14 protein-coding genes are annotated in these 15,700 nt (G+C 69.2%); 6 read left to right on the top strand and 8 right to left on the bottom strand.

Features of this window, described 5'->3' with window-relative positions; translation table 11 throughout:
* Positions 1–23 precede the first annotated feature (23 nt).
* The 5 genes from AC07V5_RS06450 to AC07V5_RS06470 all read right to left on the bottom strand — a co-directional run bounded on the left by AC07V5_RS06450 (position 24) and on the right by AC07V5_RS06470 (position 6,133).
* Positions 24–1,907, bottom strand: a complete 1,884-nt coding sequence (locus AC07V5_RS06450) for a M61 family metallopeptidase (protein WP_495114806.1) — start codon at positions 1,905–1,907, stop codon at positions 24–26.
* 13 nt (positions 1,908–1,920) lie between these two features.
* Complete coding sequence (gene sodC / locus AC07V5_RS06455) at positions 1,921–2,541, bottom strand: superoxide dismutase [Cu-Zn] SodC (RefSeq protein WP_495114807.1); 621 nt, start codon at positions 2,539–2,541, stop codon at positions 1,921–1,923.
* A gap of 261 nt (positions 2,542–2,802) precedes the next feature.
* The gene (locus AC07V5_RS06460; protein WP_495114808.1) at positions 2,803–2,991 is read right to left on the bottom strand and encodes a hypothetical protein; all 189 of its coding nucleotides are present in this window, start codon (positions 2,989–2,991) and stop codon (positions 2,803–2,805) included.
* Between the two features lie 62 nt (positions 2,992–3,053).
* Positions 3,054–4,802, bottom strand: a complete 1,749-nt coding sequence (locus tag AC07V5_RS06465; RefSeq protein ID WP_495114809.1) for an MORN repeat-containing protein — start codon at positions 4,800–4,802, stop codon at positions 3,054–3,056.
* Complete coding sequence (locus AC07V5_RS06470) at positions 4,799–6,133, bottom strand: hypothetical protein (protein ID WP_495114810.1); 1,335 nt, start codon at positions 6,131–6,133, stop codon at positions 4,799–4,801. The genes AC07V5_RS06465 and AC07V5_RS06470 overlap by 4 nt, the downstream gene beginning before the upstream one ends.
* Positions 6,134–6,237: 104 nt before the next feature.
* Between AC07V5_RS06470 and AC07V5_RS06475 the strand changes: the two genes are divergently transcribed.
* The 3 genes from AC07V5_RS06475 (at position 6,238) to AC07V5_RS06485 (ending at position 9,372) form a co-directional block, all read left to right on the top strand.
* Positions 6,238–7,713, top strand: a complete 1,476-nt coding sequence (locus AC07V5_RS06475; protein WP_495114811.1) for a M20 family metallopeptidase — start codon at positions 6,238–6,240, stop codon at positions 7,711–7,713.
* On the top strand, positions 7,714–8,661 hold the full coding sequence (locus AC07V5_RS06480) for a LysR family transcriptional regulator (RefSeq protein WP_495114812.1): 948 nt from the start codon (positions 7,714–7,716) through the stop codon (positions 8,659–8,661).
* A 153-nt stretch (positions 8,662–8,814) separates the two neighbouring features.
* Entirely contained in the window at positions 8,815–9,372 is a 558-nt protein-coding gene (locus tag AC07V5_RS06485; RefSeq protein ID WP_495114813.1) for a PEP-CTERM sorting domain-containing protein, read from the top strand.
* Between the two features lie 63 nt (positions 9,373–9,435).
* Here AC07V5_RS06485 and AC07V5_RS06490 read toward each other — a convergent pair whose 3' ends face one another.
* Positions 9,436–9,987: a hypothetical protein gene (locus AC07V5_RS06490; protein WP_495114814.1), complete on the bottom strand. Its 552-nt coding sequence runs from the start codon at positions 9,985–9,987 to the stop codon at positions 9,436–9,438.
* A 103-nt stretch (positions 9,988–10,090) separates the two neighbouring features.
* Here AC07V5_RS06490 and AC07V5_RS06495 point away from each other — a divergent pair, with 103 nt between their 5' ends.
* Genes AC07V5_RS06495 through rsmA form a run of 3 tightly spaced genes read left to right on the top strand, consistent with a single transcriptional unit; the run spans position 10,091 to position 14,537 of the window.
* Positions 10,091–12,469, top strand: a complete 2,379-nt coding sequence (locus AC07V5_RS06495) for an LPS-assembly protein LptD (protein ID WP_495114815.1) — start codon at positions 10,091–10,093, stop codon at positions 12,467–12,469.
* 29 nt (positions 12,470–12,498) lie between these two features.
* Positions 12,499–13,776 (top strand): peptidylprolyl isomerase, encoded by a 1,278-nt coding sequence (locus tag AC07V5_RS06500; protein WP_495114816.1) that lies wholly within the window; start codon positions 12,499–12,501, stop codon positions 13,774–13,776.
* On the top strand, positions 13,764–14,537 hold the full coding sequence (gene rsmA, locus AC07V5_RS06505) for a 16S rRNA (adenine(1518)-N(6)/adenine(1519)-N(6))-dimethyltransferase RsmA (RefSeq protein ID WP_495114817.1): 774 nt from the start codon (positions 13,764–13,766) through the stop codon (positions 14,535–14,537). The genes AC07V5_RS06500 and rsmA overlap by 13 nt, the downstream gene beginning before the upstream one ends.
* Positions 14,538–14,756: 219 nt before the next feature.
* Here rsmA and AC07V5_RS06510 read toward each other — a convergent pair whose 3' ends face one another.
* Both AC07V5_RS06510 and AC07V5_RS06515 read right to left on the bottom strand, forming a co-directional pair.
* A complete protein-coding gene (locus tag AC07V5_RS06510; RefSeq protein ID WP_394477781.1) occupies positions 14,757–15,152 on the bottom strand; it encodes a barstar family protein in 396 nt (131 codons plus the stop codon).
* A gap of 47 nt (positions 15,153–15,199) precedes the next feature.
* Complete coding sequence (locus tag AC07V5_RS06515) at positions 15,200–15,634, bottom strand: guanyl-specific ribonuclease (protein ID WP_495114818.1); 435 nt, start codon at positions 15,632–15,634, stop codon at positions 15,200–15,202.
* Positions 15,635–15,700: the final 66 nt, after the last annotated feature.

Below are 15,700 nucleotides of genomic sequence, written 5' to 3' on the forward strand. Positions count from 1 at the left end.
GGCTCACATGCCGTGGTGGGTGGTCAGCGTGGCTTGAGGATCTCGGCGAGTAGGTCGGGCTGGCTCTCCACGCGCTGGAGCACGGGATGGCGTGGGCCGGTGCGCACGTCCAGCGTGACGGCGCGGAATTCGTCGTCGCGGCGGATCAGCAACGTCAGCGGTTTGTTGCCATCGCGGTTGGCCATGAGGGCGGCTTCGGCTCGCTCGGGCGTGTAGGCCATGCCATGCACGGCCAGCAGCTTGTCGTCTGGCGAAAGGCCGGCCTGGAAAGCGGGCGAGGCCCAGTTGACGGCGGCCACGGTGCCCTCGGCGTCCACGCTGAAGCCGGCTGAGTAGCGCATAGACAGCAGCGGTTTCTTCGGGTTCAGCGAAGCCAGTTGCAGCGGCGTGCGCTGGTCCACAAAGCCGATCGCCCAGCCGCTGCGCGCCAGGCCTTCAAGCGTCGTGGTGGGCATGCGGTGGTCCAGCCGCGCGCGTAGGAAGGCACGCCAGTCCATCGGCTGCACGGCGTTGAGTGCGGCCACCACGTCGTCGAAGCCGTAGAGTGTGGGCACGCTGCCGTCGTCCTGGCCGATGAAGAAGCGCCGCGCGAAATCGTCCAGCGAGCGTTGGCCGCCGCTGCGCTCGCGGATCAGGGTGTCGGCGTCCAGCCAGATCAGCAGGGCGGCGTCGTAGTAGTAGTCGTAGCCGCGTGTCCAGTCCCACCATTTCTGCGTGCCGTGCGAAGCCAGCGCGGGGGTGTTTGTGGTGTCCTGCAGGTCACGCCACTGGCGGCCGGGGAGCTCGGCCGTGCGCGCGGCCATGGTGGCCCACTCCTGGCGCATCTGCTCCGCCGTCACCAGGCCGCTGCGCGCGGCGAGCACCTGGCCCCAGTACATCGTCAGGCCTTCGTAGACCCACAGCAGTTCGTTGCGCACCGGCGTGTTGAGGTCCTTCGGCGCGAGGCCCTGCGGGCGCATGAACTTGCCGTTCCACGTGTGCACCCATTCGTGCGCCAGGTCGTCGCGCTCGCGGCTCGCGGCGGCCCAGTCGTCGAAGTAGTTGCCTTCATAGGCGTTCTCGCTGGACTCGAGATGCTCCAGCGCCAGCCGGCCGAAGCCCTTGCCATCGGCCAGCAGCAGGTCGTAGCGCCGCCAGGGGCGGAAGCCGAACAGCTTCTCGGCCTGCTCGAGCAGGCGCCGGTGGGCGTCGATCTGCGCGTCGGTGGGCGGCTGGGTCGACTCCCGCGGGCGGAACAGGTGCAGTGCGGCGGGCTGCGCGGCGCCGGGTGGGTCCAGCTCGATGCGGCGGTAGTTCACGCCGGCGTAGACGGGCGAATCCAGCAGCGTTTGCAGCGTCTCGGTCTGGAAGGCGATCCAGCCGTCGGCATCGGCGGCACCGCGGGCGCGCAGCGCGCTGCCCCAGGCCCAGCCGGTGGGCAGCTTCACCCGGCTGTTCACGGCGATGTCAGCCACCGGCCGCCCGGCGGGGTAGAGCACGAGGGCGGGCCACAGCAGCGCCAGCGCGTCACGCGACAGCAGGCTGTCAGTCAGCGCGCCCTTGCTGGGGCCGAGCCACTGGTAGTGCACGTCCACGGCCTGGGCGCCGTCGGGCACCTGCACATCGAAGCCCTGCAGCTCGCCAGGCGCGCGCGCCCACAGCAGCCGCTGGCCGCCCACTCGCACCGTCAGGCCGGCGATCTGCACGACGTCGCCCGTCGGGCCGTGGTGGCCGGGGATCCAGCGCGGGTAGAGCAGCCGCAGTGGGCCGGGCGAGGCCGGCAAGGTGGTGTGCACCTGGAAGATCCACTGCGCCGTGTTGGTGGCGTCCACGCGCACGGTCATCGCCGGGACGAGTGGCGTGTCGTTTGGCGCTGCCGTGGCGGCGCAGGCCCACAGCAGGCCCAGCAGGAAGGCGGTCATCTTCATCACGGGTCTCCTTTCACCGGGCCGTGTTGTCGAGCGGCGGTGGCGGCTTCAGCGGCCAGGCCAGGCTGTGCAGCGACGATGGCCGTGCGACGGCGCCGTCTGATGCGGCCTGCTGCGCGGGGATGACGCCACACGCCATGCGCGGGCCGCCGCCGCCCATAGCCATGGGGTGGTCGGCATGGTTGTCGCCACCCACGTGGACCATCAGCGAGCCCCCCAGCACCAGCGCGAGGCGCAGGCGGGGCGCCAGCAGCGGGTAGCCGGCCGTGCCGCCCGCCTCCACCACCAGCCCGGGCAGGTCGCCCAGGTGGCCGTCGCCCCAGGGCGCGCCGTGGCGGCCGCTGCCCAGCGGGTCGAGATGGCCGCCGGCGCCGCCGCCGGGCACGGTCTTGCCACCCACCTGGGCCGGCGCGCAACTGGCTTGCTCGTGCACGTGGAAGCCGTGCACGCCGGGTGGCAGCGCGGTGAGTGCCGGCTCCAGCAGCAGGCCGTACGGCGTGTCGCTGAGCGTCACGTGGCCGATGGCCTGCTGGCTGCCTTGTGCATCGATCAGGCGCAGCTCGACCTGGACGGGCGCGGCCGACGCGGCGCATGCGAAGGCGGCCATCAGGGGCAAGGCGAGGCGTGGAGTCATGGCGGTTCCTGCGGAATGAGAGGTGGCAAGCCCAAAAAAACGGTTCTTGCCCAGTCAGACGCAAGTCGCCAGCCGAAACGGACATCTCGCGCAGGCTCGCGCCCGCCGCGGGGCGATTTCCGGAGAAAGGGAGTGCTGCAGCGGGCTGGCGCTCGGCGCCGTGCCGCGGCAAAAGTGCGAAAGCCCGCTTGCAGGGCGGGCTCTCATCGCGCTATCCCAGCGCGCGCCCGGTCAAGCCCAGGCCGGTATCACGTCAACGCTTCAGGCGTTCTTGCGGTGGGCCTTCTTGCCGGCCTTCTTGTGCTTGGCCTTGCCGGCCTTCTTGGTGGCAGCCTTCGCTTCGACGGTGCTGCTGACTTGGCTCGTCTTGTGGTGCTTGGCCACACGGGCCTCGGCGGCCGGGGCGGCAAAGGCGATGGCGAGGGCGGCGGCGGTGAGCAAGGTTTTCATGAGGGGGTCCTGCGGGTTGATGTCGACAGCGTAGCGGACGCAGCTTTCCGGGGCCTGAAGCCCTAGCTTCCTTTGCGTACCGTGAAGCCGTCGTCCGTGCGCTCGTCGTCTTTGAACACGCCCTCCCAGCGGTCGCCGCTGGGCCAGTAGAAGACGCCCTGGCCGTGCTTGAGGCCGCGTGCCCAACCGCCTTCGTAGCGCTCGCCGCTCTTCCACGCGTACTTGCCTTCGCCATGGGCCTTGCCGGCCTCGAACTGGCCTTCGTAGATGTCGCCGCTCGGGAAGATCATGCGGCCGCGGCCCTGGGGCAGGCCGGCTGCCATCTGGCCTTCATACTGGTTGCCGTTGCTGAAGCGCATCTTGCCCTGGCCCTGGGGCTTGTCGTTGACCCACTCGCCCTCGTAGCGCTGGCCGCTCATCCAGACGTAGCTGCCCTTGCCGTGCGGCAGGCCCTGGCGGATCTGGCCGGTGTAGACGTCACCCGAGGCATAGGTGAGCCGGCCGTCGCCCTCGGGCTGGCCGTCGACCAGCGCGCCTTCGTATTGATTGCCGTTGGAGAAGCTCATCGAGCCGCGGCCCGTGGCGCGGTCGGCCACCCAGTCGCCCTTGTAGTGCTGGCCGGTGGCCCAGCGGATTTCGCCGACGCCCTGGCGCTGGCTGCGTATCAGCGGGCCCTCGTAAGCGTCGCCGTTCTTCCACTCGACGCGGCCCGTGCCGGTGACGGTGTCGTCGTCGTTGCGCGTGAACTGGCCGACGTAGCGGGTGTCACCCGCCGTGCGGTCGAAGATCTTGGGCTCGGGTGTCGGCGGCGCGGTCACCAGCGGGGCGATGGGCGTGGCCGTGGCCTGGCGCAATGGCGTCGTGGCCGGGGCCGCTGCCACTGCCGCTGCCGGGACCGGAGCCGGGGGCGTTGCTGCCGGCGGGCTGGCCGCTGGCTTGCCGGTGGCCGGCGCTGCTGCTGCCTTGGGCGCAGCCGCCACGACGGGTGCCGGGGCGTTCGGCAACGCCGTGGCCACCCAGGGCGTGCCGCGTTCGCGGGCCAGCGCCTGGGCGTTGTTCAGCGCCAGCTCCTGGGCGCTGCCCTTGCAGAGCTTGGCGGTGTCTCGCCACAGCGTCTCGCCGATCTGGCTCTGCGTCTGGCGCTCGGCCAGCGGCAGCGCGGCGCCGCTGTTGCGCAGCTTGCTGGAGAACTCGCGGGCGCGCTCGAAGGGCGGGGCGCAGAACTCGGCGTTGTGGCCGTCGATCTCGCTCTGGTCGTGGCGGCGCTGGGCGATCTGCTGCTGGCTGCCGGTGCATTGCTCGGCGGCCAGCTCCCACATGCCCTCGGCCTTGCGGTAAAGGCTGGCGGCGTCGCTGAAACGGCGCTCGCCGAAGGCCGCGCGTGCCAGGTCCTGCAGCGCGCCGGCTTCGCTGTGGGCGGTTTCGCACTGGCTGCCGGCCTGCAGCTTCTCGGCCAGCGCGTCGCGCGTTTTCTGGCTGTCCGTCAGGTTGCGCTGGGCGCGCTCGCGCGAGCGGCCGTCGCAGGCGGCCAGCGCGCTGCCCCACTGGGCAACGGCCTCGTCGTACAGCTTGACCAGCGCCTGCAGCGGCTGGTTCTGCGATTGGGCGGTGGCGGCGCGCAGGTCGGCCGACAGCGCGCGGCTCGTCAGCTGGGCGCAGCTGGGCGGCGGCAGGGCCGGTGCGGGCGCGGGTTCGGACGCCGCCGGCTCGGGCGCGGAGGCGGCGCTGGCAGCGCTGGCAGCAGCTTCAGGCGGCGTCTGAGCCTGGGCGACCGAGGCCAAGGCCAGCAGCAGGGTGATGGCGAGCTTCATTTCTTCTTGGCCGACTCGGCGGGCAGTTCCAGCATGGCGTCGATGAGGCCGCGCGAGAAGCGGCCGGCGCCCGGGTCGTCGGGGTTGTCGAAGGCGAAGCTGCCCTGGGCCGAGGCCAGCGGCATCGCGCCGATCTCGGCCAGCAGCGCGTCAGCCCGGAAGCCGCCGAGGATGGCGATGACCTCGGACTCGAAGCCGCGGGCGGCGGCCACCTTGTTCAGCGCCGCCAGCCGGTCGGCGTCGAACAGCAGGGCGTTGGCGGCCAGGCTGCGCTCGACGAGCTTCTGGTGCAGCGTGAAGCCGGCCAGCGGCGGCGCGCCCAACGCCGCCATGCGCGTGAAGGCCCAGGCGTCGGCGCGCTCGAAGGAGGTGGCGGCGATGCGCGAGATGCCCGACAGCGAGCCCCGGTTGGCGGCGGCGGCCTGCATCACGTTCACGACCTGCTGGCGGGTCAGTTGCTGGGCGGCGTCCACCAGGCCTTCGCGGATCTTCTGCGCGGCCAGCGCCTTGCCCTGCTCGATGAGCTGCTGCTTGAGGAACTCGCTGGCCACATTGGCGGCAGCGCTCTTGGCCGCGCTGATGGCGGCATCGGCGGCCAGCGCGGCCGCCTTGACGCCCGAGGCCAGCGTGGCCAGGTTGTAGAGGGTGCCCGCGATCTTGATCGCGTAGTGGTAGGTCTTCATGCGGGCGCCGCCCTCTTCGGACAACCCTTGCGTCCACAGCACGGCCCACAGCGCCTCGTCGGGCGTGGGCTCGGCCAGCGTCACCTCCAGCGGGTGCAGGCTGAGCAGCCAGTGGTAGTCCTGCAGCTGTGGCGTGTTGGGCGGCGCGAAGCGCGTGTAGCCGCGGCAGACCTCGAAGGGCTTGACCTGCACCCCCTTGCCGGCGGCCGTGCCGATCGTGAAAGGCTTGCCGTTGTCACGCGCCTCGGCCAGCCATTCCAGCAGCTTCTCGCCGTCGTCGCTGGCCTGGCCGGCGACGTGGTTGATGCGGGCGCCCATGGGCAGGGGCGAGTCCTGGGTCACGGCGATGACGGTCAGGCGTTCGTCCACCTGCAGGGCGCGCACCCAGGCGACGCGGTCGTCCGCGCTCCAGCCGACGCTGGTGGCCACGGCGAAGGGCAGCTCCCACTGCTTGTCGCACTCCTTGTCGTTGAGCGCCGCGCTGCGGGCGATGGCCGGGCGGATCAGGCGCTCGCCAGCGCCGTAGGCGCGCATGCCGGCCAGCAGGGCCTCGTCGACCTTGCGGCCGTCGTCCACGGTGAATTTCGGGCCGGAGGCGCAGCCGGTCAGCAGCAGGGCGAGCAGAGTGAGGAATAGCAGGCGGAGCATGGTGGCGCCGAGCCTAAGGGCTGGGCATGACGCGAGTCGCCGGTAGTTATCCGGAGCGACGTCCTAAACTCATTGGATGCGCCACAAGCGCACAGGAGACCGCCATGAACGCACGAGACCCCAACCTGCCCCTGCAAGCCGACGAGGCCACCGCGCTGGGCGCATTCGCTGAACGTGTTTGGGACGAGGAAATCGTCCCCGCGCTGACCGACTACATCGCCATCCCCGCCAAGAGCCCGATGTTCGACGCCGACTGGGCGGCGAACGGCCACCTCGAGAAGGTGCTGACGCAGGCCGCGGCCTGGGTCGAGAGCAAGAAGGTTGCGGGGCTGAAGCTGGAGGTGGTGCGCATCGCCGGCCGCACGCCGGTCATCTTCTTCGAGGTGCCGGCCACCAAGGCCGGCTCCACCGACACCATCCTGCTCTACGGCCACCTGGACAAGCAGCCCGAATTCAACGGCTGGCGCAGCGACCTGGGGCCCTGGACGCCCAAGTACGAGAACGGCCTGCTTTACGGCCGCGGCGGCGCCGACGACGGCTACGCGGTCTACGCGTCGCTGACCGCCATCATGGCGCTGGACCAGCAGGGCATCCCGCGGCCGCGCTGCGTCGGCGTCATCGAGACCTGTGAGGAGAGCGGCAGCTTCGACCTGCCGGCCTACATCGACCTGCTCAAGCCCCGGCTGGGCAACGTGTCGCTGGTGGTCTGCCTGGACTCCGGCGCCGGCAACTACGACCAGCTCTGGCTGACGACCTCGCTGCGCGGCATGGTCTCGGGCGTGCTCAAGGTCGAGGTGCTGACCGAAGGCATCCACAGCGGCGACGCCTCGGGTGTCGTGCCCTCGTCCTTCCGCATCCTGCGCCAGGTGCTGGACCGGCTGGAGGACAGCAAGACCGGGCGCCTGCTGCCTGAGAGCTTCCACTGCGAGATCCCCGGCGCCCGGCTGGAGCAGGTGCAGGCGACGGCGGCCATCCTGAAGGAAGAGGTCTACAAGCGCATGCCTTGGGCCTGCGGCGCGGACGGCGGCCCGGTGTTGCCGGTGACGACCGACCCGGTCGAGGTGCTGCTGAACCGGACCTGGCGGCCGACGCTGTCGGTGGTCGGCGCGGACGGCTTCCCTGAACTGAAGAACGCCGGCAATGTGCTGCGGCCGTACACGGCCTTCAAGCTCAGCCTGCGCCTGCCGCCGCTGATCGACGGCAATGCCGCAGCGCTGGAGCTGCAGCGCCTGCTGGAGGACAACGCGCCCTACAACGCCAAGGTCACGTTCACGCCCGATGGCCGCGCCGGTGCCTTCGGCGCGACCGGCTGGAACACGCCCGACCTGTCGCCCTGGCTCAGCCAGGCTCTGAACGACGCCAGCCAGGCCCACTTTGGCGCACCGGTCGGCTACATCGGCCAGGGCGGCACGATTCCGCTGATGAGCATGCTGCAGAAGGGCTTCCCGGCCGCGCAGATGATGGTTTGCGGCGTGCTGGGCCCCAAGAGCAATGCCCACGGGCCTAACGAGTTCCTGCATGTGCCCTACGGCAAGCGCTTGACCGCCGCCGTGGCCCAGGTCATGGCTGCCCACCCCTGAATGGACCAACTCCGCGCGATCAAGGTTTTCGTCCGCGTCATCGACGAGGGCAGCTTCGCCGCCGCGGCGCGGGCGCTGGACCTGGCGCCTGCTGTCGTCACCCGCCTCATCGCCGAGTTGGAAGACCACCTCGGCACGCGGCTCCTGAACCGCACGACGCGGCGCCTGTCGCTGACCGAGATTGGCGACGCCTACCTGGAGCGCGCGCGGCGCATCCTGGCCGACGTTGACGAGGCGGCGGCGCTGGCAGCCTCGGCCACGCAGGAGGTGCGTGGCCTGCTGCGCGTGCTGTGCCCGCCGGCCATCGCTGTGCACCAGCTTGCCAAACACCTGCCCAAGTTCCACCGCGAGTACCCGCTCGTGACGCTGGAGATCACGTCGCCCGGCCCGGTGGACACGGTGGACGACAGCTTTGACCTGACCATCCTGCTGGCCCGCGAGGCGCTGGATGGCGACTTCATCGCGCGCCGCCTGGCACGCAGCGAATTCATCATGTGCGCCTCGCCCGAATACCTCGACCAGCGCGGCCGGCCTCAGCACCCCCACGATCTCAAGGATCACGATGCGCTGCTGCCGCCCACGCCCACGCTGATGCGCGGCCTGACGCTGCAGCGCGGCGACGGCTCGGAGGAGATCACACTGCCCATCGTGCCCTCGCGTGCCGCGCTGTCGACGACGCACATGGACACCAACTATGCCGCCGCCCTGCATGGCCTGGGCGTGGCCGGGCTGCCGAGCTTCATGGTCGAGGATGCGCTGCTGGAGCAGGCGCTGGAGCGCGTCATGCCGCAGTGGCGCTTGTTCAGCACGACGCTCTGGGCCGGGATGCCCACACGCAAGTACGTGCCGGCCCGCACCCGCGCGTTTCTCGACTTCCTGCTGCAGGTCTTCGGCGGCGAGGACAAGGACCCCTGGCTGGTTGCCGCAGGCTGCGCGACCTGCCCCTGAAGCTGGCCTCCCGCAGTCGCGGGGGGGTAGCCGGAGTGCCGCGGCGCGCAGTTGTTCACACAGCATGGCCTGACCCCCTGTAGGCGCGGGGGCGGGGTTGAGGGTTTTGACAGGCACGATGCGTCTGTCGTCAACCCCCTAACTTAAAACTCCATGACCTTCCAGACCAAGCTCCTGGCCGCCGCCCTCACCGCCGCCAGCCTGCTCGCCGCCAGCCTGCCCGCTCACGCCGGTCTGATCGGTTCCACCGTCAGCTCGCAGTACTACTTCAACGGCGGTGCTTATAGCGGTGCCACCAGCTTCACCGCCGACGGTGCCAACCACGGCAGCTCGATTGGCTACTTCGACATCCAGGTCACTGGCACCCAGATCATTTACGACTACACCACCAGCGCCACGTGGAACGGCGGCGCGGGCTGGACGAGCGGCAGCCTGTACATCGAGAACGGCAATCTGCTGAACTTCCTCGGCGCACCCAACATCGTCAACGTCACGCTGGATGCGAGCAGCAACATGGGCGGCTTCAACGCCAGCCGCATCACGTTCGACAACGACTCCGTCGCTGTCAACTGGGCTGGCCTGGCCTTCAACGGCAACACGCGTGTCGTGCTGAACGTCGACAGCGGCACCATCCCCGAGCCGGCCAGCTACGCGCTGGTGGCCGTGGCCCTGGCTGGCCTGGGCCTGGCCATGCGCCGCCGCAAGGCCTGAGCGAGCTTCGCTCCAAACTGCGACCCCGCGGCCTCGGCCCCGGGGTCGTTTTTCTTGGTGCTGTCAGCGCAGGGTGAAACCCAGCGCGAAGAGTTCGGGGAAGCGAGCCTCCAGGGCCCGCTTCAAGGGCCCGAACGCGACATAGCGCGATGCCGTCTTCACGACATGGGCCAGCAGCCGGCGCTCATCCGCGTGGCCCTGGCCCAGCAGTGCGAGATGCTGGCGCAGCGCGCTCCATTCCAGCCGGCGCCAATACTCGCCAAAGTCAGCCGCCAGCTCCTCGTCGAGCTGACCGTCTTCGCGGCAGGCCTGCCAGTGGCGCGCCGCCCAGTCGATCTCCTGGGCCTCGTCCCAGGCCAGTTCTGCCGGCCGCAGCAGGGCGGCGATCGCGTCGGTCGCAGCCCCCAGAGGGGCGTCGTCGAGCAGGCGCTGCAACACGCCATCGAGGCCGGCATCGGCGACATGAGCCAGGCCAGCACGCAAGGCCGCCTCGCTCGGCGGTGTGGGTGGGGCGGGGTGGGCGCGCAGCTCGGCACAGGCCGCGCGCATCAGGCGGTCGGCGTCGGCCGGGTGAGTGAGCAGATCCTGCAACAGGGCGGAGGTCGGTAGCGTCATCGGGTGAAAGCCCTCGTGGATAATCAAATTCTAAGAACCGCCGGCCCCGGCATCCTCACCGACTCCGAGCCTTTTGCTGCTTCTGCCGCTGCTTCTGCTGCCCGTGCCGCGCCCGTTCCGCCTCCCCCACACCGCATCACTGCCCACCCTGATCGCCCTGGCCCTGTGCGCCTGGGGTGAGGCGTCGGCACAGCAGGCCGCGGCCGATGCCTCTTTCCCGCTGCGCGGCAGCCGTGTGCTGGGTGCACCGGCCAAGCCGGGCGCCGCCAAGCCGGCCCTGGTCATCTCGGCTGGCAAGCTGTCGGCCCAGATGGACCAGCAGGCCGAAGGCACGGAGGGCGTCGAGCTGCGCTACGGCGAACTGGTGCTGGACGCCGACAAGCTCAACTATCGCCTCGTTGACGACCTGGCCCGGGCCGAAGGCCATGTCCGCATCAACCACAACGGCAACGTCTTCACCGGGCCGCTGCTGCAGCTGCATGTGAGTCGCTTCGAAGGCGAGTTCCTGACGCCCAGCTTCTTCCTCGCCGCCACCGGCGGCGCTGGCAAGGCCAAGGCGCTGAAGTTCCAGGACAGCGAGCACATGAGCGCCACCGAGGGCAGCTACAGCAGCTGCCCCGCGGTGGAGAACCAGGAGCCCGCCTGGCAGATCACAGCCCGGCAGCTGCGCCTGGACCTCGCCGCCAACGAGGGCCAGGCCGATGGCGCCGTGCTGCGCTTCCTGGGCGTGCCCATCCTGGCGGCGCCGTCCCTGAGCTTCCCACTCAGCTCGGCGCGCAAGTCGGGCTGGCTGCCGCCCAACATCTTCCTGGACAACCGCGCCGGCCTCGAGACCGGCGTGCCCTACTACTGGAACATCGCGCCGCAGCGCGATGCGACCTTCACGCCCTTCGTGATGACCAAGCGCGGCGTGGGCCTGGACAGCGAGTTCCGCTATCTGGAGCCCGGCCACGCCGGCCGCATCAACGTCGACCTGCTGCCCAGCGACCGCATCTTCGGGAGCTCGCGTTGGAGCCTCAAGTTCAACAATGACGGCCACGTGTTCGGCGACTGGCGCTATCGGCTCAAGAGCGAGCGCGTGTCCGACGACGATTACTGGAAGGACATGTCGCGCCGGGTCGAGAGCCAGACGCAGCGCCTGCTGGCCAGCGACTTCACGCTGAACCGCCAGCGCGAACTGTCCTGGGGCGTCATCGACACCTATGCCCGCGTGCAGCGCTGGCAGACGCTGCAGGGCACCGACGCCCTGGCGCAGTTCGACTCGCCCTACCAGCGCAGCCCGCAGATCGGCATCCGCGTGACGACGGCGGCCGACGAGGCGGTGCTGGACAGCTTCCGCCCCTGGGGCCGCAAGGCGCGGCTGGAGGGTGGCCTGGAGCTGGAATACAACCGCTTCGACCTGCCCGGCTCCGCCCTGGTCGGCCAGCCGCACGGCGGCCAGCGCGTCCATGCCCTCGGCCATGTGGCCGCGCCACTGGGGGGTGAGGCCTGGTGGTTCATCCCGCGGGCCTCCTTCAACGCCGCCGCCTACGACCTGGACCGCCCGCAGGCCGACGGTCGCAGCCGCATGAGTCGCATCATCCCGACGCTGAGCATCGACCACGGCTGGGTCTTCGAGCGCGACACGACGCTGTTCGGCCGCGACTACCGCCAGAGCCTGGAGCCGCGCCTGTTCTACGTGAACACGCCTTTCCGCGACCAGACCAATCTGCCCAGCTTCGACTCGGCGCCGAAGGACTTCAACTTCGACTCCATCTACACCGACAACCCCTTCTCGGGCGTGGACCGGGTGTCGGACTTGCACGCCTTGAGCGCCGGTGCGACGAGCCGCTGGGTCAGCGCCGCCAGTGGCGAGGAAATCCTGCGCCTGGGCGCCGTTCAGCGCTTCCTGTTCCGCGACCAGAAGATCACGCCGGATGGCCAGCCCGTCACCCAGCGCTTCTCCGACCTGCTGCTGGCCGCCGCCGCGCATCTGGACGAGAAGTGGTGGGCCGACGGCACGATGGAGTTCAACCCCGAGACCAACCGCTCGGTGCGTTCGGTGCTGCGCGCGCGCTACTCGCCGGGGCCGTTCAAGACCGTCAGCGTCGCCTACCGCCTCGCACGAGGCCAGAGCGAACAGGTCGAACTGGCCTGGCAATGGCCCATCTACGGCACGCCCGTCACCTCGCGCGGCGCCGACAGCAAGGCCTGCGGCGGTGCCTGGTACAGCGCCGGCCGTGTGCAGTATTCGCTGCGCGACCGGCGCCTGACGGATTCCGTCATGGGCTTCGAGTACGACGCCGGCTGCTGGGTGCTGCGCTGGGGCATCGAGCGCCTGTCCACCGGCCGAGCCGAAACCAACACGCGGCTGATGCTGCAGCTGGAGCTCGTCGGCCTGTCACAGCTCGGTTCGAACGCCCTCAAGGTCTTGAAGGACAATGTGCCCGGTTACCGAAGGCTGAGCTCCGACCGCTCACCGAGTTCAGATTTCCAACCATGATCTATCGCCTAGCTCCCCCTATTTTTGCCGTGACGTTGGCCCTGGCCGCCTTACAGGCCTCGGCCCAGACAACCACGCTGCAGCCGGGGGACTACATCGCCGCCGTCGTCAACCAGGACGTCGTGGCCGCCAGCGAGGTGATCCAGCGCACCGAGAAGCTGCGCCAGGAGGCCCGCCAGCGCGGTGAGGTCATGCCCGAGACGGCCGGCCTGCGCAAGCAGGCGCTGGAGGCGCTGATCGAGGATCGCGTCCTCGTCACCTATGCGCGCGAGAACGGCCAGCGTGTCGACGAGGCCGAACTGGACCGCGTCGTTGCCAACGTTGCCGCGCAGAACAAGCTGACGATGGAGCAGTTGCGAGAGCGCCTCAAGACCGACGGCACCGACTACAAGAGCTTCCGCGAGAACCTGCGCGATCAGATGATGACCGAGCGCGTGCGCGAGCGCGAGGTGCAGGGCCGCATCAAGGTGACCGACACCGAGATCGACGCCTATCTGGACAAGAAGCGCGCCGCGCTCGAGCAGGGTGGCCAGATCAACCTGGCCCAGGTGTTGGTGCCCGTGCCCGAGGGTGCGCCGGAGGCTGTCGTCGCCGAGCGCCGTGCGCGCGCCGAGGCAGCGCTGGCTCGCATCAAGGCCGGCGAGGACTTTGCCAAGGTGGCTCGCGAGGTGTCCGAGGACAGCAACAAGGCGCGTGGCGGCGAGATCGGCATGCGCCCGGCCGACCGCCTGCCCGACATCTTCGTCGGGGCCGTCAAGAACTTGAAGAGCGGCCAGGCCGCCTCCGAGCTGCTGCGCAGCGGCGCCGGTTTTCACATCCTCAAGCTCATCGAGCGCCAGGGTGCCGCGTCACTCTCGCAGTCCACGCAAACCCATGCCCGCCATGTGCTGCTGCGTCCGTCGGCCCAGCTGACCGCCGAGGTGGCAGCCCGCCGACTGGCCGAGTTCAAGCGCCAGATCGAAGCCGGCCAGGCCAAGTTCGAGGAGGTGGCCAAGGCCAACTCCGAGGATGGCAGCGCCCCTGAGGGTGGCGATCTCGGCTGGATGGGCGCCGGCGGCTTCGTGCCGGAGTTCGAAGAGGCCATGAATGCACTGCCGCTGGGGGGTATCTCCGGCCCGGTCGTGTCGCGCTTCGGTGTGCACCTGATCCAGGTGCTGGAACGCCGTAACGTCGACGTCGAGCTGAAGCAGCTGCGCGACCAGGCCCGTGGCGCGCTGCGCGAGCAGAAGTACGACGAGGCCTACCAGGAGTGGGTCAAGGATCTGCGGACCAAGGCTTTCGTCGAAGTGCGCGAGTGGCTCGACTAAGTACGCACATTCCCCGCAAGCGTTTCGGCCAGCATTTCCTGACCGACAAGGCGCTGATCGAGGCCATCGTCGACCTGATCGACCCGCAGCCGGGTGAGACGCTGGTCGAGATCGGCCCCGGCCTGGGAGCGATGACCCTACCGCTGCTGGCGCGGCACAAGCCGCTGACCGTCATCGAACTGGACCGCGACCTGGCCGCGCGGCTGCGCAAGCGCGACGACTTGGAGGTCATCGAGAGCGACGTGCTCAAGGTCGACTTCAAGGCGCTGGCCGCCGCCAAGGGCGCCAAGCTGCGCGTCGTCGGCAACCTGCCGTACAACATCTCCACGCCCATCCTCTTCCATCTGCTGGAGGCGGTGGACGACGTCGTCGACCAGCACTTCATGCTGCAGAAGGAAGTGGTGGATCGCATGGCCGCCAGTCCGGGCGGCAAGGACTTCGGACGCCTCAGCGTGATGCTGCAGTGGCGCTACGACATCGAATCGGTGCTGGACGTGCCGCCCGAGTCCTTCGACCCGCCGCCGCGCGTGGATTCGGCCATCGTGCGCATGCTGCCGCTCAAGGCCCCGCCTGCGCTGGACCCCAAGCTGCTGGGCGCGCTCGTCACCAGCGCCTTCTCGCAGCGCCGCAAGCTGCTGCGCCACAGCCTGGGCCGCTGGCTGGCCGAGCGTGGCTACGAGGGCCACTTCGACCTGCAGCGCCGCGCCGAGGAGGTGCCGGTGGCCGAGTTCATCGCACTGGCCCTCGAAGTGAAGGCCTAGAAACAAAAACGGGACCCGCGGGTCCCGTTTTGATTGATGAGCGGCCGACTCAGGCGGCGCTCAACCACATTGACGTATCGAAGGCGCTGCACATCATCGGCATGTTCATGCCGAAGTTGGGGTTGCCAATCGTCGACTTCGCGCTTTTCGGCGCAGGCTTCTCAATAACCGGGGCCACCTCAGTAGCCCGCTCCCATGACCCGTTTTCTTGGGAGCGGGCTACTGAAAAGAATAGAAACAGCGGAAGGCTATCTTCCTGTCGGCCCAGTAGTCGGCCGTGTCGCGGAAGACATCGAGCAACTGCTCGCGTGCCTCACGGTCGAAGCGCACGTTGTCAGGCAACTGCTCCAGCACCACGACAAAGCCCGGCTGGCTGCCGGCCTTGTGGACGAGGTCGGTCATGCAGTCATGCAGGGCGTCCAGGTTCTTGCCGAAATGTGTCGGGAACAGGAAGGCCTGCGCGATGCCATCGAGCACGTCCTGCTTGGACTGCGCCTCCGACAGGTTGGCGTACAGGAAATGCTGGCCCGCTTCTTGGGCGGCCTGCATCAAGTCCTCGACCCGGTAGGCCCGTATGGCCTGCACGATATTGGGACGGACGGTCTGCAAAAGCATGGTCACGATCCTCCTTTCAAGTCACAAAACTGCTGAACCCTGGACCATCACCGGCCGGCTTGGGCGCGGATGCGCTTGAAGCTGGCATAGTGATCGTCGGTGTAGTAACAAACCTCTGGCGCCTTGGGAGGCGAGCCGCCGCAAATGAGGCGACGAGCGCCCCGGTTGCGCGCGCCAGGGGTTTTGACCGTGTATTCGCGATAGAAGCCGCGTGCCTGGCGAGGCAGAAGGCGTTCTCGGTTACCGAACACCACGCCATCCTTGGCATAAGGAAACGGGCCGCCAGCATGGATGAGGCGGTGCGTTTCCCGAGCCTGGGCGGGCAGCTCGCTCAGCTGAATTTCAGCCAGAGCGGGCGTTGTGGTGGAGATCCCTTTGCTTGGAGCTTCCTTGGCTTGCGCGCCGCCGGCCAAGCCGGTGAGCAGCAGGGCGGATAGTGCCGCCGAGGCGCCAGAGCGCGCCAGCCACGAAAGAAAAAACACGGGTTAACCCTGCTTCGAAAACCAACATGGTACCGAAGCGACCCCAAAAGCTCAAGCCGGACTCAG

The organism is Roseateles sp. GW821-FHT02E12 (assembly GCF_059421665.1).

Bases quoted from the DNA above. Each gene is read 5' to 3' on its own strand.
- AC07V5_RS06450 (WP_495114806.1), bottom strand. From the start codon at position 1,907: ATGAAGATGACCGCCTTCCTGCTGGGCCTGCTGTGGGCCTGCGCCGCC.
- sodC (WP_495114807.1), bottom strand. From the start codon at position 2,541: ATGACTCCACGCCTCGCCTTGCCCCTGATGGCCGCCTTCGCATGCGCC.
- AC07V5_RS06460 (WP_495114808.1), bottom strand. From the start codon at position 2,991: ATGAAAACCTTGCTCACCGCCGCCGCCCTCGCCATCGCCTTTGCCGCC.
- AC07V5_RS06465 (WP_495114809.1), bottom strand. From the start codon at position 4,802: ATGAAGCTCGCCATCACCCTGCTGCTGGCCTTGGCCTCGGTCGCCCAG.
- AC07V5_RS06470 (WP_495114810.1), bottom strand. From the start codon at position 6,133: ATGCTCCGCCTGCTATTCCTCACTCTGCTCGCCCTGCTGCTGACCGGC.
- AC07V5_RS06475 (WP_495114811.1), top strand. From the start codon at position 6,238: ATGAACGCACGAGACCCCAACCTGCCCCTGCAAGCCGACGAGGCCACC.
- AC07V5_RS06480 (WP_495114812.1), top strand. From the start codon at position 7,714: ATGGACCAACTCCGCGCGATCAAGGTTTTCGTCCGCGTCATCGACGAG.
- AC07V5_RS06485 (WP_495114813.1), top strand. From the start codon at position 8,815: ATGACCTTCCAGACCAAGCTCCTGGCCGCCGCCCTCACCGCCGCCAGC.
- AC07V5_RS06490 (WP_495114814.1), bottom strand. From the start codon at position 9,987: ATGACGCTACCGACCTCCGCCCTGTTGCAGGATCTGCTCACTCACCCG.
- AC07V5_RS06510 (WP_394477781.1), bottom strand. From the start codon at position 15,152: ATGCTTTTGCAGACCGTCCGTCCCAATATCGTGCAGGCCATACGGGCC.